The organism is Pseudarthrobacter sp. TRD_SC_9, from assembly GCF_055361265.1.
Genome location: NZ_CM143956.1, coordinates 2,223,482 through 2,243,665, shown reverse-complemented (window position 1 = coordinate 2,243,665; position 20,184 = coordinate 2,223,482). Strand labels below are relative to the sequence as shown.

At 63.1% G+C, this 20,184-nt stretch carries 24 protein-coding genes and 1 tRNA gene; 18 read left to right on the top strand and 7 right to left on the bottom strand.

Annotated elements, in window-relative coordinates; translation table 11 throughout:
* The first annotated feature begins 201 nt into the window (after window positions 1–201).
* On the top strand, window positions 202–1,803 hold the full coding sequence (gene mptB, locus ACWA13_RS10500; RefSeq protein WP_463933875.1) for a polyprenol phosphomannose-dependent alpha 1,6 mannosyltransferase MptB: 1,602 nt from the start codon (window positions 202–204) through the stop codon (window positions 1,801–1,803).
* Window positions 1,804–1,815: 12 nt separating this feature from the next.
* Window positions 1,816–2,604 (top strand): sugar phosphate isomerase/epimerase family protein, encoded by a 789-nt coding sequence (locus ACWA13_RS10495; protein ID WP_463933873.1) that lies wholly within the window; start codon window positions 1,816–1,818, stop codon window positions 2,602–2,604.
* Here the strand turns inward: ACWA13_RS10495 and ACWA13_RS10490 are convergent.
* Complete coding sequence (locus tag ACWA13_RS10490) at window positions 2,601–3,416, bottom strand: alpha/beta hydrolase (RefSeq protein WP_463933871.1); 816 nt, start codon at window positions 3,414–3,416, stop codon at window positions 2,601–2,603. The two genes, ACWA13_RS10495 and ACWA13_RS10490, sit on opposite strands and share 4 nt — an antisense overlap.
* Window positions 3,417–3,425: 9 nt before the next feature.
* On the bottom strand, window positions 3,426–4,505 hold the full coding sequence (locus tag ACWA13_RS10485; RefSeq protein ID WP_463933869.1) for a LacI family DNA-binding transcriptional regulator: 1,080 nt from the start codon (window positions 4,503–4,505) through the stop codon (window positions 3,426–3,428).
* 182 nt (window positions 4,506–4,687) lie between these two features.
* Between ACWA13_RS10485 and ACWA13_RS10480 the strand changes: the two genes are divergently transcribed.
* From ACWA13_RS10480 to ACWA13_RS10470, 3 genes are read left to right on the top strand one after another with little or no spacing between them, the layout of a single operon-like run.
* Entirely contained in the window at window positions 4,688–5,857 is a 1,170-nt protein-coding gene (locus ACWA13_RS10480; RefSeq protein WP_463933868.1) for a Gfo/Idh/MocA family protein, read from the top strand.
* Window positions 5,857–7,071, top strand: a complete 1,215-nt coding sequence (locus ACWA13_RS10475; RefSeq protein ID WP_463933866.1) for a dihydrodipicolinate synthase family protein — start codon at window positions 5,857–5,859, stop codon at window positions 7,069–7,071. The genes ACWA13_RS10480 and ACWA13_RS10475 overlap by 1 nt, the downstream gene beginning before the upstream one ends.
* Window positions 7,068–7,925 (top strand): sugar phosphate isomerase/epimerase family protein, encoded by an 858-nt coding sequence (locus tag ACWA13_RS10470; protein ID WP_463933864.1) that lies wholly within the window; start codon window positions 7,068–7,070, stop codon window positions 7,923–7,925. Before ACWA13_RS10475 ends, ACWA13_RS10470 begins: the two co-directional genes overlap by 4 nt.
* Window positions 7,926–8,025: 100 nt before the next feature.
* Here ACWA13_RS10470 and xylB read toward each other — a convergent pair whose 3' ends face one another.
* The gene (gene xylB / locus ACWA13_RS10465; RefSeq protein WP_463933862.1) at window positions 8,026–9,447 is read right to left on the bottom strand and encodes a xylulokinase; all 1,422 of its coding nucleotides are present in this window, start codon (window positions 9,445–9,447) and stop codon (window positions 8,026–8,028) included.
* 10 nt (window positions 9,448–9,457) lie between these two features.
* A complete protein-coding gene (xylA, locus tag ACWA13_RS10460) occupies window positions 9,458–10,645 on the bottom strand; it encodes a xylose isomerase (RefSeq protein WP_463933860.1) in 1,188 nt (395 codons plus the stop codon).
* A 203-nt stretch (window positions 10,646–10,848) separates the two neighbouring features.
* Between xylA and ACWA13_RS10455 the strand changes: the two genes are divergently transcribed.
* Entirely contained in the window at window positions 10,849–12,042 is a 1,194-nt protein-coding gene (locus ACWA13_RS10455; RefSeq protein WP_463933859.1) for an ROK family transcriptional regulator, read from the top strand.
* A gap of 60 nt (window positions 12,043–12,102) precedes the next feature.
* Window positions 12,103–12,178: transfer RNA gene (locus ACWA13_RS10450), tRNA-Arg, on the top strand.
* Window positions 12,179–12,267: 89 nt separating this feature from the next.
* On the opposite strand, the gene ACWA13_RS10445 is transcribed toward ACWA13_RS10450, so the two are convergent.
* From ACWA13_RS10445 to ACWA13_RS10435, 3 genes are read right to left on the bottom strand one after another with little or no spacing between them, the layout of a single operon-like run.
* The gene (locus ACWA13_RS10445) at window positions 12,268–12,726 is read right to left on the bottom strand and encodes a hypothetical protein (protein ID WP_463933857.1); all 459 of its coding nucleotides are present in this window, start codon (window positions 12,724–12,726) and stop codon (window positions 12,268–12,270) included.
* Window positions 12,726–13,928 carry a tyrosine-type recombinase/integrase gene (locus ACWA13_RS10440; protein ID WP_463933855.1) on the bottom strand — a complete coding sequence of 401 codons (1,203 nt, stop codon included), beginning with the start codon at window positions 13,926–13,928 and terminating at the stop codon, window positions 12,726–12,728. Before ACWA13_RS10440 ends, ACWA13_RS10445 begins: the two co-directional genes overlap by 1 nt.
* A 1-nt stretch (window position 13,929) precedes the next feature.
* Window positions 13,930–14,409 (bottom strand): helix-turn-helix transcriptional regulator, encoded by a 480-nt coding sequence (locus ACWA13_RS10435; protein ID WP_463933853.1) that lies wholly within the window; start codon window positions 14,407–14,409, stop codon window positions 13,930–13,932.
* 146 nt (window positions 14,410–14,555) lie between these two features.
* Between ACWA13_RS10435 and ACWA13_RS10430 the strand changes: the two genes are divergently transcribed.
* From ACWA13_RS10430 to ACWA13_RS10380, 11 genes are all read left to right on the top strand, one after another.
* Window positions 14,556–14,771 (top strand): helix-turn-helix domain-containing protein, encoded by a 216-nt coding sequence (locus tag ACWA13_RS10430; protein ID WP_463933851.1) that lies wholly within the window; start codon window positions 14,556–14,558, stop codon window positions 14,769–14,771.
* A 104-nt stretch (window positions 14,772–14,875) separates the two neighbouring features.
* Window positions 14,876–15,058: a hypothetical protein gene (locus tag ACWA13_RS10425; RefSeq protein ID WP_463933849.1), complete on the top strand. Its 183-nt coding sequence runs from the start codon at window positions 14,876–14,878 to the stop codon at window positions 15,056–15,058.
* The gene (locus ACWA13_RS10420) at window positions 15,055–15,312 is read left to right on the top strand and encodes a DUF3039 domain-containing protein (RefSeq protein WP_463933847.1); all 258 of its coding nucleotides are present in this window, start codon (window positions 15,055–15,057) and stop codon (window positions 15,310–15,312) included. Before ACWA13_RS10425 ends, ACWA13_RS10420 begins: the two co-directional genes overlap by 4 nt.
* A complete protein-coding gene (locus ACWA13_RS10415) occupies window positions 15,309–15,677 on the top strand; it encodes a hypothetical protein (protein ID WP_463933845.1) in 369 nt (122 codons plus the stop codon). The genes ACWA13_RS10420 and ACWA13_RS10415 overlap by 4 nt, the downstream gene beginning before the upstream one ends.
* Before the next feature lie 34 nt (window positions 15,678–15,711).
* The gene (locus ACWA13_RS10410; protein WP_463933844.1) at window positions 15,712–16,836 is read left to right on the top strand and encodes a hypothetical protein; all 1,125 of its coding nucleotides are present in this window, start codon (window positions 15,712–15,714) and stop codon (window positions 16,834–16,836) included.
* Entirely contained in the window at window positions 16,833–17,120 is a 288-nt protein-coding gene (locus tag ACWA13_RS10405) for a hypothetical protein (RefSeq protein WP_463933842.1), read from the top strand. Before ACWA13_RS10410 ends, ACWA13_RS10405 begins: the two co-directional genes overlap by 4 nt.
* A complete protein-coding gene (locus ACWA13_RS10400) occupies window positions 17,117–17,821 on the top strand; it encodes a hypothetical protein (protein WP_463933840.1) in 705 nt (234 codons plus the stop codon). Before ACWA13_RS10405 ends, ACWA13_RS10400 begins: the two co-directional genes overlap by 4 nt.
* On the top strand, window positions 17,818–18,249 hold the full coding sequence (locus ACWA13_RS10395; protein WP_463933838.1) for a helix-turn-helix domain-containing protein: 432 nt from the start codon (window positions 17,818–17,820) through the stop codon (window positions 18,247–18,249). The genes ACWA13_RS10400 and ACWA13_RS10395 overlap by 4 nt, the downstream gene beginning before the upstream one ends.
* A gap of 292 nt (window positions 18,250–18,541) precedes the next feature.
* A complete protein-coding gene (locus tag ACWA13_RS10390; RefSeq protein ID WP_463933836.1) occupies window positions 18,542–19,084 on the top strand; it encodes a hypothetical protein in 543 nt (180 codons plus the stop codon).
* Window positions 19,077–19,529: a hypothetical protein gene (locus tag ACWA13_RS10385; RefSeq protein ID WP_463933834.1), complete on the top strand. Its 453-nt coding sequence runs from the start codon at window positions 19,077–19,079 to the stop codon at window positions 19,527–19,529. Before ACWA13_RS10390 ends, ACWA13_RS10385 begins: the two co-directional genes overlap by 8 nt.
* Window positions 19,516–20,181, top strand: a complete 666-nt coding sequence (locus tag ACWA13_RS10380; protein WP_463933832.1) for a hypothetical protein — start codon at window positions 19,516–19,518, stop codon at window positions 20,179–20,181. The genes ACWA13_RS10385 and ACWA13_RS10380 overlap by 14 nt, the downstream gene beginning before the upstream one ends.
* Window positions 20,182–20,184 lie beyond the last annotated feature (3 nt).

Genomic DNA, 20,184 nt, shown 5'->3' with positions numbered 1-20,184 from the left:
GCAAAGATTGCGGCCGGCTGCCGGAAGGCGCCGGGACGTGTCCATGGTATCCCGGCATCGTGCAGTGCCCCGGTGCTAGAGTGGCATTATTCCCCAGCAGGCGGCGGATCCACAGGTGTTTCCCGGCCACGGACAAAACTCGGACAGGGCAAATCATTCATGGTGTCGTCGGATGTGCGCGATCCGGGAGCAGGAGGTTCGGTGATTTCTACTGAACGCAAAAGCACCCGGGACCCCTTCACTCAATCGCTGATGGCGGAATCCCGGTCCACCATCCTCCAAGGCCTTCTCGGCTCGGTTCTGATGGCACTGGCCTCCGTAGGACTGGGATGGCTGGCAGGCAGCAGCGGGCTGATCCGGACACCGTTGTTCATCTTCGCCCGCACATCGCCATTCGCCGTCATCGTTTCCACCATCATGTTGTGCGTAGGCGCCCTCCTCCTGCTGCGCGCTTGGCTTCGACTGGCACAGCGGGTCGGGGACTGGGACCCGCGCTGCACTCCGGTGCTGATGCGTGCATTCTGGATGTGGACGCTGCCCCTGATGGTGTGCCTGCCCTTGTTCAGCCGTGACGTGTACGCCTACATCGGCCAGGGACGGCTGATGACTCACGGCCTGAATCCCTACACCGATGGCATCTCGGCCCTTCCCAACTACTACAACCTGGGCCCTGACACCTTGTGGACCGAGGCGCCCACTCCTTACGGACCGCTGTGGCTCTGGATCGAACAGGCATCAGTGGCCATCAGCTTCGAAATTCCCGAGATAGCCATCATCCCCTTCCGGCTCGCCGTGCTCGCGGGCCTGGTCCTGCTGGCGGTATACGTGCCCAAGCTGGCGGCCCTCAACGGTTTCAATCCGCAGCGGACGTTGTGGCTGGTGGCGTTGAACCCAGTCGTCCTGATCAACTTCATCGCCAGCGCCCACAACGACTCCCTCATGCTGGGCCTGTGCATGGCCGGCATCTATTTCACTGCGGTCAAACGGCCCATCCTCGGCATAGTCCTGGTGACGGCATCGATCGCCATCAAGCCGATCACGCTGATCGCCCTGCCGTTCGTTGGCCTGCTCTGGGCAGGCCATAAGGCCGGCTGGTCCCGGCGCTTCCTCTGCTGGACGGGAACCTTGGCGGTTTCGATGGGCCTCCTGGCCGTAGCCGGCCTGGTGAACGGCCTCGGCTTCGGCTGGATCGGGGCCCTGCAGACTTCCAGCTCCGTGTGGATCTGGTACGCCCCGGTGGGCCTGCTGTCCCATCTCCTGGGCCTGATCACCAGTTTCCTGGGCATCCCGGGAGAGGGCGTCATCGACGCCGTGCAGATGGTGGGGACGGTGGCGTCCATCCTGATTGTTATCTGGCTTGCACTCCGCCCGGCGAAAACGGGCCCGCTGGGCGTCCGCCGTTGGTCCGCCGGTTTCTCTGCGGGCCTGTCCAACAGCTTGCCCAACGGCCTGTCCAGCAGCGTCTCCGAGGCTGATTACCGCCTGCTCATGGTGCGCCGCGCCGCCTGGGCGTTTACCGCCGTCGTACTCCTGGCGCCCATGATTCAGCCGTGGTACATGATCTGGCTGCTGGCACTGTTTGCGGTGACCGGCATTGATGACGGCTGGCAACTGCGGGTCGTTTTCTACTTGACCACTTTCTTCGTGTTGATCGCGCTGACGGACCAGCTCAGCGTTTTCCGATGGATTCCGATCGGGCTGGTACGCGCCGTAGCGATCGCGGTCGGCGTGTCCATGGCCGCCTACCTGATGTTCTTTGATGCAAAAACACACGTGCTGTTCCGGCAGCAGCGGAAGGCTTGAGGGATTCGATTCATGAATGTACCGGCAGGACTGTCCGAGTGGAACCGCGCCCACCTTGTCCCTGGGCTCTGCTCGGTTACGCTGCGCGGGTCATCCGTGCGTGAGGTCGCCGCAGTCACCGCCGACGCCGGCCTGGCAGGCATCGAATGGGGAACAGACGTGCATGTGGTTGATGAAGCCACTGCCGAGGAAGCAGCCCAGGCGTCAGCGGATGCCGGGCTGGCGGTGTTGTCCCTGGGGTCTTACTACCGGCTGGGGTCCGGGGAGGACTTTTCCGCGCTCGCCGGACTGGCTGGCCGTGCGACGGCGCCGCGGATCCGGGTGTGGGCAGGCGCACTGGCCAGCGCTGACTCCGATGAAGCGCACCGGCGCAATGTCGTAGCGGACGGGAAGCGGATTGCGGGGATGGCAGGGGAGCGCGGGCTGTCCATTGCTTTGGAGTACCACGGCGGCACCCTGACGGATACTCCGGAAGGAACAGTCAGGCTCCTGGAGGCCATCGACGAGGAAAACGTGGGGACTTACTGGCAGCCCGCCGTCGGACTATCCGACCAGGATGCGCTGGCCTCGCTGCGCCAGGTGCTGCCATTCCTGTTGGGCGTCCACTGCTTCTCCTGGTGGCCGGGGACTGAGCGGCTGCCGCTGGAAGCGCGCGAAGAACTGTGGGAGTCCGTGGCGGCGGTACTTCACGAGGACAGTATGCAACTGGACCTGATGCTGGAGTTTGTCCAGGATGACCTGCCCGCGAACCTGTTGCGCGATGCGGACTTCCTGAACCAGGTCGTGCTGCGGGAGGACTAAGCGGTCCAGGCCATCCGTCGAAGCCAGTCAGCGCAGAGGCCGGTCCACTGTTCTGTGCCGGCTTCGGCCTTTGCGAGTCCGAGGCCATGCCTGCCCTGCGGAAAGACGTGAAGTTCGACAGGAACTCCTGCCGCGGCCAGTGCCGCCGCATAACCCAGGCTGTTGGATACCGGTACTGCGGCGTCATCCGCGGTGTGCCAGAGGAAGGCAGGTGGCGTGCCGGGGTTGACGTTGCGCTCCGCGGACAACGCCGCTGCCAGTTCGTTCCGGGCAGGGGTAGACGACCCGGTTGCCGGCCCCAGCAGATTGTCGATGGATCCCTGGTGGCTGTTGTGCAGCAATGAAATGACCGGATAGCAAAGGATGCTCAGATTCGGTGCTGTAGCGGGAACATCCAGTATGGCGTCGCCCGTCTGCACCCCGGTGGACAGCGTGGCAGCCAGATGGCCGCCGGCTGAAAAACCCAGGACGCCAACCCTCGCAGGGTCCACGGCCAGCCCATGGGAGCCCTGCCGGATCCAGAGCATGGCCGACTTGGCATCTTCCAGCGGAGCAGGGTGCCGGTCCGGGGCAACCCGGTACCGCAGCACAAAAGCATGAATGCCGAGCGAGGCCAGCCAGTGCGCCACCGGCTCCGCTTCGTGGTCCGCCTGGTGGCCGTAGCCTCCGCCGGGCAGGATCAGTATGGCCGGCGCGGGTGTCGGCGTAGAGGCGGCGCCCGGGGTGCTGGTCCCTGCGAGGGGGCCTGCTGCCGGGATGACAGTCAGCCCGGCGGGCTGTGCTTGTGTCCGGGATGCGGCGTCAATGGCCATGAAGGATCCTTACAGGATGGGAGGTTCGGTGCTGTGGCGCAAGGTGACTTCGCCCTGAACAGAGAGGGTTGCCTGCCCATTGAGCGTGGAGCCGGAACCCCTGGTGGCAGCCCTGCCGATTTCTTCGAGCGGCAGGTGCACCGTGGATAGTTCCGGGCGGAAATCACGCAGCGTTTCAATGTCGTCGAAGCCGGCAATTGCTGCGTCCTGGGGGATCCGCAGGCCTGCCGAGCGTAGGGCGCCGGCCATCCCGATGGCCATCACATCGTTGACGGCAAAAATGCAAAGCCGGGCCGCGGCACCTGAGGATGCCTCCTGTCTTTCCCGGCTCTCCCTGATACGGCCGGCAAGGGCTACTCCAGCGTCGTAACCACCGGAGCGGTTGAATGCCCGGCGCAGGACCTCTGCTGCCGGCCGTCCGGCAGCCGCCAGGCCACGTTGGAAACCCCGGATGCGGTCATCGGAGGTGAACAGCCCTTCCGGGCCGCCAATGATCAGGAATTCACCCTTGTGCTTGCTGGCCAGTTCTGACGCCAGGGCTGCGGCCAGGTCCTCATTCGGAACGCTGACCACGTGGTAACCCTCGGCCGTCGATGCTCCCACCACGGGATGACCGACGACGGCGACCTGTCCGCCGTTGCGGCAGTAACGGTCCAGTTCCGCGGCAAGTTCGTTGTTGGCTTCCTCCTCACCGGCCTTGGCGGAGCGGGAACCGGCGATCACTATCGAGTCGGCCCTGCGCGCGGCGAAGGCCGCCACGGCCTCCTTTTCCTCGTGAGGACCGCCGGCCGTGGTGGCCAGGAGCACCATGCGGCCCTGTAGCCGGGCTTCTTCCTGGACGCCGCGGGCAATAGCAGCGAAGTAGGGATCGGCAATGTCATGGACGATCAGGCCGATCAGGCCTGAGCTGGACTTGGCCAGTCCCTGAGCCTGCGCATTGGGGACATAGCCGAGGGAGTCCGCGGCCTTGCGCACGCGTTCGGCAATGTCGGGTCCGGGCTTGCGCGCGGACCCGTTGAGGACGCGGGAGGCGGTGGCAGGCGAAACCCCGGCCAGTCGCGCTACCTCTGTGAGGGTGCTTGCTGCCACCGGAGTCTCCTTTGCCCACTGGATTGGTTCGAGCAACAGTATGGCAGTTGTGGAATGTTTTCGGAAAGCGCTTGCCAAAGTCCGGATCGACAAGGCATGATGAAACCCAATGGGAATGCGCTTTCCCATCAGACCTAGCCTTATAGCTTGAGTAACACTGCTCAACTCACCGTGGAGGACCCATGAGCCTGGAAACAAAGACCATCCGTATCGCCATGAACGGCATCACCGGACGAATGGGTTACCGCCAGCACCTGTTGCGCTCAATCCTGCCCATCCGCGACGCCGGCGGCTTCACCCTGGCGGACGGCACACGGGTACAGGTTGAACCGATCCTGGTAGGCCGCAACGAGGCGAAGATTCGTGAGCTTGCGGAACTCCACAAGGTCTCCGAATGGACCACTGACCTTGATTCAGTCATCAACGATCCGTCCGTTGACGTCATCTTCGATGCCTCAATGACCAGCCTCCGCGCCGCCACCCTCAAGAAGGCCATGCTGGCGGGCAAGCACATCTTCACCGAGAAGCCCACGGCCGAGACCCTCGAAGAGGCTATCGAACTGGCCCGTATCGGCAAGGAAGCCGGTGTGACGGCAGGCGTTGTGCACGACAAGCTGTACCTGCCGGGCCTGGTCAAGCTCCGCCGCCTGGTTGATGAAGGCTTCTTCGGCCGCATCCTTTCCATCCGCGGCGAGTTCGGCTACTGGGTCTTCGAAGGCGATATCCAGGCCGCCCAGCGTCCGTCCTGGAACTACCGCAAGGAAGATGGCGGTGGAATGACCACCGACATGTTCTGCCACTGGAACTACGTCCTCGAAGGCATCATCGGCAAGGTCAAGAGCGTCAGCGCCAAGACCGCCACCCACATCCCCGCCCGCTGGGACGAGGCAGGCAAGGAATACAAGGCCACGGCCGACGACGCCTCCTACGGCATCTTCGAGCTGGAGACCCCCGGCGGCGACCAGGTTGTTGGCCAGATCAACTCCTCCTGGGCCGTCCGCGTCTACCGTGACGAACTGGTGGAGTTCCAGATCGACGGCACCCACGGTTCCGCCGTAGCCGGCCTTAACAAGTGCGTCGCGCAGCAGCGTGCCCACACCCCCAAGCCGGTGTGGAACCCGGACCTTCCCGTCACGGAGTCCTTCCGTGACCAGTGGCAGGAAGTCCCGGCGAATGCCGAACTGGACAACGGCTTCAAGTTGCAGTGGGAAGAATTCCTGCGCGACGTCGTGGCCGGCCGCGAACACCGCTTCGGCCTGCTCTCCGCAGCCCGTGGTGTGCAGCTCGCCGAGCTGGGCCTGCAGTCCAATGACGAGCGCCGCACCATCGACATCCCGGAGATCACGCTCTGATGACTTCCCTGATCCTTCCTTCAAACGACGGCGGCACCCGCGAGTACCGTCTGCAGGGCGGCGTCTCGTGGGCCCGTCCCACTGCTCCGCTGGCTGCCCGCCGCGCCTATGCCGCAGCACACGTCATCCCGGAGGTTCTGGCGGACAACACCCCCGGCGCTCCTGCCCGGCTGGACTGGGATGCCACCATGGCGTACCGGCACGAGCTCTGGTCCTATGGCCTGGGCGTTGCTGATGCAATGGACACGGCCCAGCGCGGCATGGGCCTGGATTGGGCCGCCACCCAGCAGCTCATCAAGCGCACCGGCGTGGAGGCTGCCTCGGTAGTGGCTTCCGGCAACGCTGCCACGGCAGGAAAGAGTGTCCGGGACCTCGTTTCCTGCGGGGCCGGCACGGACCAGCTCGACATCGCCACGCTTCCGGAAGGCGAAGCCGGCATCAAGGCAGTCATCGAGGCCTACCGCGAGCAGATCGCGGTGGTCAGTGAAGCCGGTCCCAAGGTCATCCTCATGGCCTCCCGTGCGCTGGCCAAGGTGGCACGCGGCCCGGAGGATTACCTGCAGGTCTACTCAACCCTGTTGCAGGAAGTGGACCAGCCGGTGATTCTGCACTGGTTGGGAACCATGTTCGATCCTGCCCTGGCCGGCTACTGGGGATCCGATGATGTTGCAACCGCCACCGAGACCTTCCTGGGCCTGATCAGGGACAACGCGGGCAAGGTGGACGGTGTTAAGGTTTCGCTGCTCGACGCCAGCCACGAGGTGGCGCTGCGCGCGGTCCTCCCGGAGAGCGTCCGCCTCTACACCGGGGACGACTTCAACTATCCGGAACTGATCGACGGCGACGGCAATCACCACTCGGATGCCTTGCTGGGTATCTTCGCGGCCATCTACCCTGCGGCTTCGGTCGCCTTGCAGAACTACGATAACGGCAACGCTGCCAAGGCCCGGGAGATCCTGGATTCCACCCGGGAGCTGGGCAAGCACATCTTCAGCGCGCCAACGTTCTACTACAAGACCGGGATCGCCTTTATGTCCTGGTTGAACGGTCAGCAGCCGGGCTTCCAAATGGTGGGCGGCCTGCACTCCGGCCGTTCCGTCTGCCACCTGGCCACCACGTTCGAACTCGCGGACCGGGCAGGCCTGCTGAAGGACCCGGCCCTGGCGGCGTTCCGGATGTCTGATTACCTGCGCATCAACGGGGTGGGCGTATGACAATCAATTCAGAATCCGCCGACTTCTCCCGGCTGGCGATCAACAGCGCCACCACCAAGAAATGGACCCTCGCGCAGGTCGTTGACGGTTGCGTCAGGGCCGGCATCCCTTCGATCGGACCTTGGCGGGACCGCGTTGAGGAAGCCGGCCTGGACAAGGCAGCCCGCCTGATCAAGGATGCCGGCCTGCGCGTCTCGTCCCTGTGCCGTGGCGGGTTCCTTACTGCAGCTGACGCCGAAGGGCAGGCCGCAGCGCTCGCGGACAACCGGGCTGCGATCCTGGAAGCCGTGGCACTGGACACCAGGGAGCTTTTCCTGGTGGTCGGCGGCCTGGCGCCGGGGGAGAAGGACGTTGTGGCGGCGCGTCAGCGCGTCGCGGACCGCCTCGCCGACCTGGTTCCTTTCGCCGAAGAGAACGGCGTCCGACTGGTGCTGGAGCCGCTGCACCCGATGTACGCGGCGGACAGGGCCTTGATCTCCACCCTCGGCCAGGCACTGGACCTCGCAGCACCGTTCGATGCTGCCACCGTCGGCGTCGCAGTGGATACTTTCCACGTCTGGTGGGATCCGGAACTGAAGGCACAGATTGAACGGGCAGGCCGCGAGCAGCGGATTGCTTCGTACCAGGTCTGTGACTTCAACATGCCCATCGCGGCAGATCCCCTGCTGTCGCGCGGCTACATGGGTGACGGCGTCGTGGACTTCGCAACGATCGGCTCCTGGGTACGCGATGCCGGTTACACCGGTGACATCGAGGTGGAAATCTTCAACCAGGAAATCTGGGATACAGACGGCGATACTGTGCTGGCCACGGTGAAGGAACGTTACGCGGAGCTGGTTCTCCCGTACGCCTGAGTCTGCCGCTGGCCTTCCTGCGGGGTACGTAAATGGCCCGCACCGCCTTGTTTTTCCAAGGGGTGCGAGCCATTTTCGCGTTCAGCATCTGGTGTCCGGCTTACGCTGTGTGGATGGCTGCCCATCTGCGGTAGCGTGCCAGGACCTCAGGAGCAGGGTTCGACGGCGGCAATGTCACCGCGTCCAGCTGCCAGTCCGGGAACTTCCCGTCCAGGATTCCGGCTGCCTGCCGCGCTGCACCATCCGCCACATATTCACCGGGCGAGGGCACCACCATGGGGAGTCCCAGCAATTCGGACACCGACTGCTGGACGGCTGCGGACTGTGCCCCGCCGCCCACCAGGATGATCCTTTCAGCCTCGACGCCCTGGTCCTGCAGGGCGCGCAGGCCGTCCGCCAGGGAACAAACAACACCCTCGACGGCGGCCCGCGCCAGGTTTTCCGGCGTGTAGTTTTCCCGGGTCATGCCATGCAACGAACCCGTGGCGTCGGGCAGGTTTGGGGTGCGCTCGCCGTCGAAGTACGGCACCAGTGTCAGTCCACCCGCTCCAGTACCGGCAGCCAGCGCCAGTTCGGTGAAGCCGGCAAGGTCGACGCCCAACAGCGCCGCAGTAGCATCGAACACCCGGGTGGCGTTCAGAGTGCAGGCCAAGGGCAGATAGTGGCCTGACGCGTCAGCGAAACCTGCCACCAGTCCCGAGGCGTCGGCGGACGGATGATCAGATACGGCAAAAACCGTGCCCGAGGTTCCCAGCGACATGACGACATCACCCACCCTGGCGCCGACACCCAGGGCGGCCGCCGCATTGTCACCGGCGCCGGCAGCGATCAGGCTGCCGCCAGCAGTTTTACCCGCGACCGCCAGCGGATCAAGGACCTGCGGCAATTGCGGCACATGGCCCAGTGATGCTTCCAGGAGTTCGGGCAGATAGTGTCCGGCCGCCGTCGAATAGTAGCCGGTACCTGAGGCGTCAGAACGGTCAGTGGCCAGGGCCGCGAAACCTTCAGGACCGCTGCCCGGGCCATAACCGGCCAGTCGCCAGGACAACCAGTCATGGGGCAGGCATACGGCAGCGACCCGTGCAGCATGATCCGGTTCGTTGTCCGCCAGCCACTGCAGTTTGGTCAGGGTCAGCGAGGCCACCGGAACCGTTCCAGTAGTGTCGGCCCAGTAGCGGGCCCCCCGGTCTGCATCCCCGTTACCGGCTGCGCGCACGAGGTCTGCCGCCGCCTGGGCACTCCTGGTGTCATTCCACAAAAGCGCCGGCCTGATGACCTCACCTGAGCTGTCCAGCACCACCATGCCGTGCTGCTGGCCACCGACTGAAACGGCCGCTACGTCATCGAGCCCGCCTGCCTGGCGGACCGCTTCCTGGAGGGCGGTCCACCAGTGGTCCGGATGGACCTCTGTTCCTTCAGGATGCGATGCGCGTCCCTGGCGGACGAGCGTGCCCGAGTCAGCGTCCCGGATCACTACCTTGCAGGACTGGGTGGAACTGTCGATACCGGCTACAAGGGGCATGGTTTTGACCTCAGCGGGCGTTGAGCAGGTGCTCGATGGCCAGCTGGTTGAGCTGGATGAAGGCGAAGCTGCGCTCTGCAGCCGCGTTGGCATCGAACGTTTCGAATGCTGCCGGATCAGCCAGCAGGTCCGCGGCAGTTTCGCCTGTTGCCAGGGTGGACTCGCCGAGCTCGAACACACCGGAGGCGGCCAGAGCTGCCTGGACTTCCGGATCCGCCCGGAAGGCAAGGGCGCGTTCTTTCAGGAGCAGGTACATGGACATGTTCGCCTTGGCAGAGTCCCATACGCCGTCGTAGCCATCGGTGCGGGACGGCTTGTAGTCGAAGTGGCGGGGTCCTTCGTAGCGGGGTCCGCCGTTGGGGAAGCCGTTTTCGAGGAGGTCCACGGTGAAGAACGCGCTGGTCAGGTCGCCGTGGCCGAACACCAGGTCCTGGTCGTACTTGATGCCGCGCTGGCCGTTGAGGTCGATGTGGAAGAGCTTGCCGGCCCACAGTGCCTGGGCGATGCCGTGGGTGAAGTTCAGGCCTGCCATCTGTTCGTGGCCGGTTTCGGGGTTGAGGCCCACAATGTCGCCGTGTTCAAGCTGGGCAATGAAAGCCAGGCCATGGCCAACCGTTGGAAGGAAGATGTCGCCGCGGGGCTCGTTCGGCTTGGGCTCCAGGGCAATACGCATCCCGTAGCCCTTCTCCTTGATGTAGGCAGCGGCGGTGTCCACGCCTTCCTTCATCCGGTCCAGGGCTGCGGACAGGTCCTTCGAGCCGTCGTATTCGCTGCCTTCCCGGCCGCCCCACATAACGAATGTCTCAGCGCCGAACTCGGCGGCCGAGTCGATGTTGCGCAACACCTTGCTGAGGGCAAAGCGGCGGACGGAGCGGTCGTTGGACGTGAACCCGCCGTCTTTGAAGACAGGATGGCTGAAGAGGTTGGTGGTGACCATCGGTACCTTCAGGCCGGTCTCGGCGAGGGCAGCTTTGAAGTTCTTGAGGATGAGCTCACGTTCGGAGGCCGTGGCATCGAAGGGAACCAGGTCGTTGTCATGGAACGTGATGCCGTAGGCGCCAAGTTCGCTCAGCTTATGCACTGCCTCCACGGGGTCCAGGGCTGCGCGGGTGGCTACGCCGAACGGGTCGGCTCCGGTCCAGCCGACGGTCCAGAGTCCGAAGGTGAAGCGGTCCTGGGGGGTAGGCGTCGTTGTCATGTGTCCTCCATGGTTCGGATTAGTTGTTTCGTACAACTTATTGTCCAGGTCCGTGCCTGTCAAGGGTTTTTCACCTCACCCCTTGCTCATTTGCTGACATCGCGTAGGGGCAGCGGTGGTGGTCTGGGTGCAGCCGTGATTGAGTTGGGCGTCCATGGCTAGTAAGTTGTATTCACCAACAAAATTTCTTCGAAAGGCAGGCTGTGACGGCTTCCCCGGTCATCCGCTCCGCCGCGAAGGTGCTGCAGGGCGCAGAGGCGGTCAGGCGCAATAACCTGTCGCTGATCCTTGGCATGCTCCACCGGAGGGGACCGCTCTCCCGCGCGCAGCTGACCAGGGAGACGGGTCTGAACCGCTCCACCGTCAGCGCCCTTGTTGGTGAACTCGGCGATCTTGGACTTGCCTACGAAACGGAACCTCCCGCCGTCGGACGTGCGGGCCGGCCCAGCCCGCTGGTCCACCCCAACGAGAAAGTCGCCGCCCTGGCGATTAACCCGGACGTCGACGCCGTGACCGTCGGGCTGGTGGGCCTCGGCGGCCACCTGCACCGCAGGATCCGTTATGAGGCAGCGAGCAGGCCATCGGTGACAGATATGGTGAACATCAGCCGCGCCATTCTGGACGGGATGAAGGCCGATCTGGACGCCATGGACCGGATCACCGGAATCGGAGTAGCGGTCCCAGGGCTGGTGCGCTCATCGGACGGGCAGATACTGCTGGCACCGCACCTGCAGTGGGCGGACGAACCGCTGGCTGTTTCGCTCGAGCAGGCGCTGGACCGTCCGGTCCGGGCAGGAAATGACGCCGCGCTGGGCTCGCTGGCGGAAAGCATCTACGGTGCCGCCGTCGGCGTTTCCGATGTGATCTACCTGAACGGCAGCGCCAGCGGCATCGGCGGCGGGGTCATTTCAGGGGCCAGGCCGCTGCGTGGCGCTGCAGGGTTTGCCGGCGAGCTGGGGCACACCCTCGTGAAGTCCGACGGCGGCGCCTGCCACTGCGGCAGGCTCGGCTGCCTGGACGCTGAAGTCCGCCTGGAGCGGCTCCTCGAACCGCTGGGCCTTCAGCGCGCGGACCAGGACGAGCTTGAACGAGCCATGGCCGGGAACGCGTCCCGCGTGCTGCAGGAAGAAGTTGAGCGACAGATCGACCTGCTGGCCGTGGCCTTGACCAATTTTGTGAATATTTTCAACCCGGAATTGATCGTCCTGGGCGGGTTCCTGGGCAGCATTTTCTCTCGCGACCCAGACCGGCTGACTGCTGCCGTAGCCGGGAAAACCATCGGCGGGCTGGGATCCGAAGTTCAGATCAAGCGGGCGCTGCTGGGATCTGAGCTGCTGCTGGTGGGTGCTGCTGAGCTCGCGTTTGCGGAGTTGCTGGCCAACCCTGCCGGGAGCTAACGACACGTCCGTAGCAGGCAGGGTAAACTTCTTGAGGCGCCGGCCGGGTCCGGCGTCGACGCCCCAGTAGCTCAGGGGATAGAGCAGCGGCCTTCTAATCCGCCGGTCGGGGGTTCGATTCCCTCCTGGGGCACCACCAAAAGCGGCTCTGACCTGCGGAAACGTAGATCAGGGCCGCTTTTCACGGAAGCCCAAAATTTCTGAATCCACCACTTACCCACCGCTTTACTTGCGCTTGGCCTCTTTCTCAGCTTGCTTTTCTTCCTTCGTCTTAGCAGGGGCACGGTACTTCTCCTGAGCGGAATCAAAAACGCCATACACGAAGACCAAGGTAAGAACGCCGGCGACGACAGCAAGCGGATAGGCCCACCACTGATTCAACTGCCAAAGTGCAAAAGTTGCCCAGCCAAGAAGCGGCGCAGTGATCAATGAGAACACCAACATAGGGATCTCGCGACGGATAAGCCGTTCGGAGTTGAGCATCGTAATTTGCGTGGTCAGGTGCTGGAGCATGAGGGCTCGAGGAGAGCTGTCTTCAGGCAGCTTTTCGAGAATTTCAACGTCATGGAGGATGTTGTCCCGAAGAGACTTTCCGCCTCTCATGGATCCCAGGAGCGCCGCTAAGGCGGTGGCAGCGGCGGGGATGATTTTTGACAGTACATCCCAATTTAGATCAAAAGGCATTAAATGGAACCTTCCTTCGCTGCTGACCCGAAGGCTTGCAGCAGCGCTGTCATGTCCGGTGCCTCGTGGGTCTTTTGGACGTAGTGCCGGCTGGTGATCTGCTCGCTGGAGTGGCCCAGTTGGGCGGACGCTGACGCCATACCCTCGGCCTTGGCCAGGAGGGTGCCCACCGACTTCCGGAACGTGTGCGGGGTGACCCACTGGAAGCCGATCTCGTCCCGTGCGGAGCGCCATTGCTTCCGGAAGTTTCCCGGGTCCCTGAGTGTGCCTGTGGAGGAGGGGAAGACCACGTCCCAAGGGTTGGCCTCCAGTTGCTGCACCTGCCGCCGCAGGAGCATCTCCACGGCGAATGGCGGCAGGAAGTAACGTTGCCGTGAGTTTGTCGACTTGGGGTGTTCCTGGATCGTCATGCCCTGCCCCTGGACGTAGATGACAGTCCCCGTAACAGTTAGCGTCGGACGCTCCGACTTCAGATCGATGTCCTTCCAACGCAACGCGAGGGCTTCGCCGATGCGGGCGCCTGTGGCCAGCATGACGTCGACGACGTCCAAGAGGTCGTCGGGGCGTTTACGGCCGTGAGACCGGGCTTCCAGCTGCCATTGCCGGAGGCCGGCGCGCAGGGCTGCTGCCTCCTCCACTGTGAGGGCCCGGACTTCCTTCCGACTCATGGGCACCTTGGCGACGTCCCGCAATGGGTTCGCCCCGATGGCCCCGTGCCGGGCAGCAAGGCCGAGCATGGCCGACAGGACAGTCTTGGCCAGCTTGGCAGTGGCGTTGCCGTGCTTGGCTGTCGTGGCCTTCAGGAAACAGTCCAGGCGGGAGACGGTAGCCTCGCGAATAGTGAGACCCCCGACGCCCGGGATGACGTAGGAGTCCTTGACTTCCCGGTAGCGTCGCTGCGTGTTGATGGCCCTGTCCTGGTCCATGAACTCCAGCCACCAGATCTCCGCCAGCTTGTTCAGGCGAGTGTCCGGTGTGATGTCGTCTCCGGCGGGCATGGCGCGGTCTCTAAGCGCCGCAATTAGTGCCTGCTCGGCCCGGGACCCCCGGTCATTCCGGGAGGTCGCCACGGCCCGGGCCTCGACCTTCCGCGTGATGCCGTCAAAGTCCCGGAAGCGGGCCATTGCCCGCCAGACACCGGGCGTTACCTCGTCCCTGCTGATCTTCCCCCACGTACCGATCTGCATCGGCGGCCTAGGCATCTCAGGCCCCCTCCACATCGTCAACGCCGGGCCGGAGCTCCAGCAAGAAACCCGCGTGACGGGTCAAGTCCTCAATCTTCGCCAGGTCCTCTTTCAAGGCTGCCGTTAAATGGGGCAGGCCTCTAAGGGTGAGCTGGAGCTTGGAATAGACATGACGGAGCTGCTCGTCATCCACTCCGCTCCCGTCCAGTTTTGCTCCAAAGTCCGGAGCGTAAGTGAACGCGTCGCTAACTCGGATGGATGAAGAATCTTCGGACTCGAATAGGTACTGGACGCGGCAGCCCAAAACGTCCGCCAGAACCAGAAGCTCGGCGGCGATGAACTGGCGCTTACCCCTTTCGGCGGCTGAGACGGTCTGGGGCACCCACTTGCTGCCTAGGAGCATGCCGACTTCCTCGCCAAGTTCTGCTTGGGACAGGCCCCGCCTTTCTCTGAGCCTCTTCACATTTTCGCCTACGACCTGCTCGATCGTTTTAGTCACGCTTCTCCTCACTTTGTAGTTCTACAGCTTTAGTAAGTATGCGGAAAAAGATGGAGCTTGACAAGCGGTGAAGAAGCGGGCAAGCTAAAGCCACAACTTGATAAGTATGGTCAAACAAGCTGCATCGTTACTTAGGAGAGAAAGCCATGAAGCCAGCCACCGCTGCATCTCGACCGTCCATGGAATGGCTCTCGCCGGCCCAACTCGCGGAAGAGCTACACATTCCACTGTCGACTATTTACATTTGGCGGTCTCGTCACAAGGGGCCTCGCGGTCACAAAATTGGTGCCCACGTCCGCTACTCCAGGGAAAGCATCAACGAGTGGCTAGCGACGGTAGAAGACCCACAGCGAGTCGCATGAGGACGCCGACTGACGGACAGAAAAGCGGCTCGGGTCTCATCCTGCAAGAAGCTACCCGAACCGCTGGATACCTCATCACCAAGATCGAACTAGGAGATTCAGCTATGTCACACAGTAACTCGAACCAGGTCGAAACGTCACCTACCCAGCTACTCCGCGACCTCATCGAGGACACCACCTGCGGGATGGCGACGGCCGACGAACTGCACGACGCTCTCAGCCTGCTTGAGCAGGTCCTGCACCTCGCCCCAACCGCACCCCAGCTCGAAGCTGAGGTAGCAGCGTGAGCACCCAGGCGCTGCCGGCACCGACGGCGAAAAGCCGGACATCCCACAACTTCAACCCGGTTGTCCACCACTACTACAAAGAAAGCGACTTGGCGTGGTCCGCATACTCCGGACACTCAGTAACTGCTCTCTGCGGTGATTCCGGAGTCCCCAGTGCAAGCGCCACCGGCCAGACGAGCAACGGCGCCCTGATTGTCTGCCCGATGTGCGCCACCACCTACGCCGAGATCCCCCGCCGGAGGCCGAACGCATGAAGACAACAGCCCGAATCAAAAAACTCATTGCCGCCAAGGCAAAGGCGATACCCATCCTCGACCGCGGCGGTGTGCCTGTTGGCTTCGCAGAAACCCCAGCATTTCTGACGGAGGGGCTGCGCCTTGCGGCACGCATTTCCCTTGCAGCCGACAACCGGCAACCAGTCAAGGACCATGTCCAGGAGCTGGTGAGGCGCCGGGGCGGTGACGACTACGCCAAGGCCTACGCCCGCACAGTCCACCAGATGCAGGCCGAGTTCTTCGCCCCGGCGCTTCGGATGGTCATGCACAAAGCCGGCGACATTCGACAAGGCTACGTTGACGGGTTCGACAACGAGCCCCCGGAAGCCGAGCCGTGCTTGTAGCACGCCAGCGCAAAAGCAGAAGGGAGGGAAGGCAGTGGAGGAACCAGCTGAAGGATTCGTCCGTCACCCGATCGGCAGATTCGAATGGGAACGCATCTTGCGCCGCATCCAAGTCAGTGCGCCGAGCGTGAAGCTAGTGGGCTTCACAATGGCCACTTATGCAAGCGCCGACGGCAGCAGGGTGCGACCAGGTCAGGCAAGGCTGGCTGCCGTTATCGGGACCAGCATCAGCACGGTACGCCGCGGGCAGACCGAGCTGGAATCCATCGGCATGCTGGATCTCATAGCGAAGGGCAGGGCCTACGGGCGAGGCCACGCCGGGGCATTCGCCAGTGAGTACAGACTGAGCGTTCCTTCAGACCTTCTTGAGCGGGTGCCGATGCTGGACCCGGAAGAAGAGAACTACCCCGCACCAGTGACCGGTAGTTACGAGAACAACAGTGCACCCATGACCGGTGGTTCAGAGAAAGAACCGGTCATATCGCAGGAACTACCGGTCACCAGTGAAGAACTACCGGTCATATCGCAGGAACTACCGGTCACCCATGAACACCCACCACAACATCAACACCACAACAAAGACCAATACAAAAAACATCAATCAACCATCGTCACCTTAGGTGACGCGCACGAGAGCATCGATTTGAATGATGGATTTGAAAATTTCTACCAGGCCTTCCCCAAACGCCAAGCAAGGGGATCAGCCGAACGAGCCTACGCGAACGCAGTCAAAACGGGCGCCAAGCCGGCGGACATCCTCGAAGGCAGCAAACGCTACGCACAGGAACGCCAAGGACAGAACCACCAATTCACCAAAATGCCCGCCACCTGGCTGAACCAAAAATGCTGGCTCGACGAACCAACGACTACGGACCCCGGCTCCGTCGTTCCGGCACAATACGCGAGGGCTAACCGGCCATACGCATCTCTGACCGGGGCACAGCGACGACTCCAAACCGGATTCGAACTCCTCCAACAAACCCGGCAAGAAAACCGGCAGTTCCTCACTGCAGCCGAGAAACGCATGGAACAAGGCCGCGCCAACCACGACCTGCTCGCCCAAATGGACGCCGAACGCGAAGCAGCAGCAGCCACCCAACGAGCCGTCGCCGGCGAACTCATTGACGAAGGCGACGAAGACAAGCGGGAGGTGTCATGACAGCAACGAGCCAGCACGCCATCGTCATCGAGGAATACACCACACCGGAGCAGATGGAAGCAGCTCTCACAGACCTCACAAAGCGCTGCTACGCACTCCCGGACCACAAGCAGGCCTTCCTCGCCAACAACATCGCCAACAACCCACAACTCGATATCGAAGTGATCGCCCTCATCGTCCTCATGCTCGAAAACAGCGACGACGACTTCAACATCACCAGCCCCGAACTCAACCAACTCATCACCGAAGCAACAGAAGTCCACGACAACCTGGAGGCCACATGACACCGACCGTCCCCCGAAGGGGGCAAGCAAAGAACCGCAAAGCGGACCCTGCCCGCAACTCCGGCCGCCGGGTGAGCCCTGAAGCAAAGCAACGCATCATCGACGCCTACGAAGCTGGCGTCGGAATCAACGGCATCGCCGCCACCTTCGGCCACGCCAGGACCACCGTAAGGAGCGTGCTGAGGACCTCCGACGTCCAGATACGTGAAGATGCCTGCAAGCCCAAGATCAGCCGGGACGAGCTACTCCAGCGTCACGCGGAGGGCTGGACGCCGAGGATGATTGCTGACGCTCATGGGATGCATATCGCTACTGTCCATCAGAAACTGGTGGATCTTGGGTTGAGGGTGGAACCCAAGATCCCCGAACTTCCCTTGGCCGACATCGCGAAATCGCATAAGGCCGGCGAGTCCATGGCGGCCATAGCACGGAAGTACGGGGTGGCGCGGGAAACGATAGCCAGGCGGCTGGCACGGGCGGGCCGGAGGCCCGCGAAGCCTGACCCGGTAATCAGCCCGTTCAAGTTAGCGGACTTATGTAGGAGGGGTATGACGGCCGCAGAAATGAGAAACGCTACGGGCCTCGGGGTCAAGACGATCAACAAGCACCTTGCTGCTGCAGGGATGCGGGCGGCGGATAAGCGACCAGGCCTGGAGCGGCCCGCTGTCGTACCGGACGAGTTCCGGGGGGCGAAGGGTTGAGCGGGTACAGGCCGCTCCGGTTCAGCGGACTCGGCGCCCACGTCTCCGGTGTTAGCGCCTGGGTCCTCGTTTCCATACTCGAACGCAACAAGGCGCTGGACAGCATCCAGAAGATGCCAGCGCCTGCCAGGGACGAAGTTCTGGCCACGTATGACTCCCTCCGCGCAGCAGGCGTGTACTGGAGTCAGCAACAGGGCAGGCCTCAAGCCGCAGAGGTAGCACCGCTGGAAGGTGCCGCAGCAAATGAACAGGCCGAGGACGTCCAGGAGCTCACGGCCGCCGACGCTTCACGCCTTCTGGATTGCACCGATCGGCGGGTGCGGCAACTGATCACCGAGGGTAGGTTGACGGGCCGATTGAAGGCTGGCCGGTGGATGATCGATGCCAGCAGCGTGGAGGACTACCGGATGGCAAAGGACGTGGCGTAGCTGACCTAGAAGAGGCCCTTCTCAGGTCAGAGGCCAGCACCGTCCTTGCACTGAAAGCGAAGGGAGCACCCTAACCGGGTGCTCCCTTCGCTGCATCCACCGCTTACCCACCGCCAAAGCAGGTTTCCGCCTGCGGAAATGCGGAAGCTGTCGAAGCTGTATCGGGCAGAAGCTGTTCATGGACAGTTCCTCAGGGAACCCCAGCCGGGTTGCATGGAACGCCCGGTCCCGCTTGTGGAAGGCGAGGCCGGGCGCGACCCGCTACATACTTCACAGCCCAAGGAGGGCCACAGTGACAACTGACGACGACATCCTCGCCGCTCTCAACGGGCGGCCTAACGCCAAAGAGACAGCACTCAACGAATCCATCACCGAAGCTCTCAACGGCGCCCCCACTCCTCGGGAACGCGTTCACAACACCGCCGTACTCGAAGCTCTCGGCCACGATTGCCAACGGACACCGTCCACTGGTGAAATGCCGCTGCAAAGCCGCGGGGACGACCTTGAGGCCGTCAGTATCTGGGCCACGAAGGAAGCGGCCACGGTGGCGATCAAGGCGCTTGCAGAGTCGATCATGAGGGCTGACGGGGACAAGGGCATCTACGCTGCCGAGACGGAAGCCAGGGCCATCGCGGAAGAGCAGTACGCTGCCGCCGCCAAGACCACCCCTTACGAAGATCGCCGGCAGGAAGCCGTGGCCGCAGCACTCGAATCCATCCGCAGCGCAACCGGCACGGCAGGCGGGCAGACCACCTTCATCACCAGCAACGGGCAAACTACGGTCACCAAGAACGGCCAGACCACCGTCACTCGGAACGGCCAAGCCAATGAGTAGCGCAGTCCTGGACGGGGCGCTACTCCTCGCCGATCGCATCCATCCGCTCATGGGCCCAATCTTCAAGGGCCGGCCCTCGGCTGAAGCCGTAGGCGAGCAATGCACTATGTGCCTCGACCCCTTCCCGAGCGATACCGCAATCATCGACCGCCAGGGCCGAACCCGCCACGTGTGCCTCACTCACGAGATCATGCTCCAGGCCGCCTACTCAACCGACAAGAACGGGCTGATAGGCACGGACCATTACCAGGCGTACGTGATGGAACACATCATGCGGGACGCAGCCAAGCCGTGGTGGATGCCGGCCTTCGCGTACACGAAACTCACAAAGCGGGCCTCGGCCAAGGCCCGACTCCTCGCCCTCGTAATGTTCCTCGGCATGGCGTCCCCACTGCGTTATGCCAAGACAACTCCTGACCAGAAAGAAGAGCATGGCAATCTTTAGCAAAAGCATCGAATCGACGCAGAACGCAGTGACCAAAGCCGAAGCCGTAGTCAGTGAATGGGAAACCAAAGCGGCTGCGGCACGAGCGGAAGCCACCCGCCTCGACTCCGAATCAGGCGCCGCAATCCTTCTGGACGAATCTGCAGCAGAACGCATCACGCTCACCATCCAGGCCCAGGAGCGCAAAGCCCGGGCATTCGATGGTGCAGCGGCAGAGGCCCGTCAGAAGCTGCGTCAGGCGCAGGGGGAAGCCCTGGAAGTTGAGGCTCGGGATGAGGACAGGCTAGCCACCGCGGACCGGAAAGACTCAGCTGCCCACGCCGGCAAAGTCAACGAGCTGAAGCGGAAGCTTGAAGAACTCGATGATTGCGAATGGGACCGCGCCGCTTCCACGTCCCCGATCACTGGACGCCCCGAGGGGCAGCAGACCGGCAAGTGCGGATGGCTTGACTACACCGCCCACCGTCACGAGACCCGATCGGCAGTCATCCGGTACTTCTTGGCAACGGGCAAGATCGCTCACGACTTCTATCTACTGGACAATGAGCTCGGCACGAAGCTCAACACCATCGCGCTGAGCTTCGTCGAGGGTGACTACATCCCAGCTTCCCTCTACGCCGCCCGAGACGCCGGCCTGAACTTTACTGAGTAGGGG

What these genes read in the sequence shown, in the direction of transcription:
- ACWA13_RS10495 (WP_463933873.1), top strand. Translation starts at nt 1,816, where the DNA reads ATGAATGTACCGGCAGGACTGTCCGAGTGGAACCGCGCCCACCTTGTC.
- ACWA13_RS10490 (WP_463933871.1), bottom strand. Translation starts at nt 3,416, where the DNA reads ATGGCCATTGACGCCGCATCCCGGACACAAGCACAGCCCGCCGGGCTG.
- ACWA13_RS10480 (WP_463933868.1), top strand. Translation starts at nt 4,688, where the DNA reads ATGAGCCTGGAAACAAAGACCATCCGTATCGCCATGAACGGCATCACC.
- ACWA13_RS10475 (WP_463933866.1), top strand. Translation starts at nt 5,857, where the DNA reads ATGACTTCCCTGATCCTTCCTTCAAACGACGGCGGCACCCGCGAGTAC.
- ACWA13_RS10470 (WP_463933864.1), top strand. Translation starts at nt 7,068, where the DNA reads ATGACAATCAATTCAGAATCCGCCGACTTCTCCCGGCTGGCGATCAAC.
- xylB (WP_463933862.1), bottom strand. Translation starts at nt 9,447, where the DNA reads ATGCCCCTTGTAGCCGGTATCGACAGTTCCACCCAGTCCTGCAAGGTA.
- xylA (WP_463933860.1), bottom strand. Translation starts at nt 10,645, where the DNA reads ATGACAACGACGCCTACCCCCCAGGACCGCTTCACCTTCGGACTCTGG.
- ACWA13_RS10445 (WP_463933857.1), bottom strand. Translation starts at nt 12,726, where the DNA reads ATGCCTTTTGATCTAAATTGGGATGTACTGTCAAAAATCATCCCCGCC.
- ACWA13_RS10440 (WP_463933855.1), bottom strand. Translation starts at nt 13,928, where the DNA reads ATGCCTAGGCCGCCGATGCAGATCGGTACGTGGGGGAAGATCAGCAGG.
- ACWA13_RS10430 (WP_463933851.1), top strand. Translation starts at nt 14,556, where the DNA reads ATGAAGCCAGCCACCGCTGCATCTCGACCGTCCATGGAATGGCTCTCG.
- ACWA13_RS10425 (WP_463933849.1), top strand. Translation starts at nt 14,876, where the DNA reads ATGTCACACAGTAACTCGAACCAGGTCGAAACGTCACCTACCCAGCTA.
- ACWA13_RS10415 (WP_463933845.1), top strand. Translation starts at nt 15,309, where the DNA reads ATGAAGACAACAGCCCGAATCAAAAAACTCATTGCCGCCAAGGCAAAG.
- ACWA13_RS10405 (WP_463933842.1), top strand. Translation starts at nt 16,833, where the DNA reads ATGACAGCAACGAGCCAGCACGCCATCGTCATCGAGGAATACACCACA.
- ACWA13_RS10400 (WP_463933840.1), top strand. Translation starts at nt 17,117, where the DNA reads ATGACACCGACCGTCCCCCGAAGGGGGCAAGCAAAGAACCGCAAAGCG.
- ACWA13_RS10385 (WP_463933834.1), top strand. Translation starts at nt 19,077, where the DNA reads ATGAGTAGCGCAGTCCTGGACGGGGCGCTACTCCTCGCCGATCGCATC.
- ACWA13_RS10380 (WP_463933832.1), top strand. Translation starts at nt 19,516, where the DNA reads ATGGCAATCTTTAGCAAAAGCATCGAATCGACGCAGAACGCAGTGACC.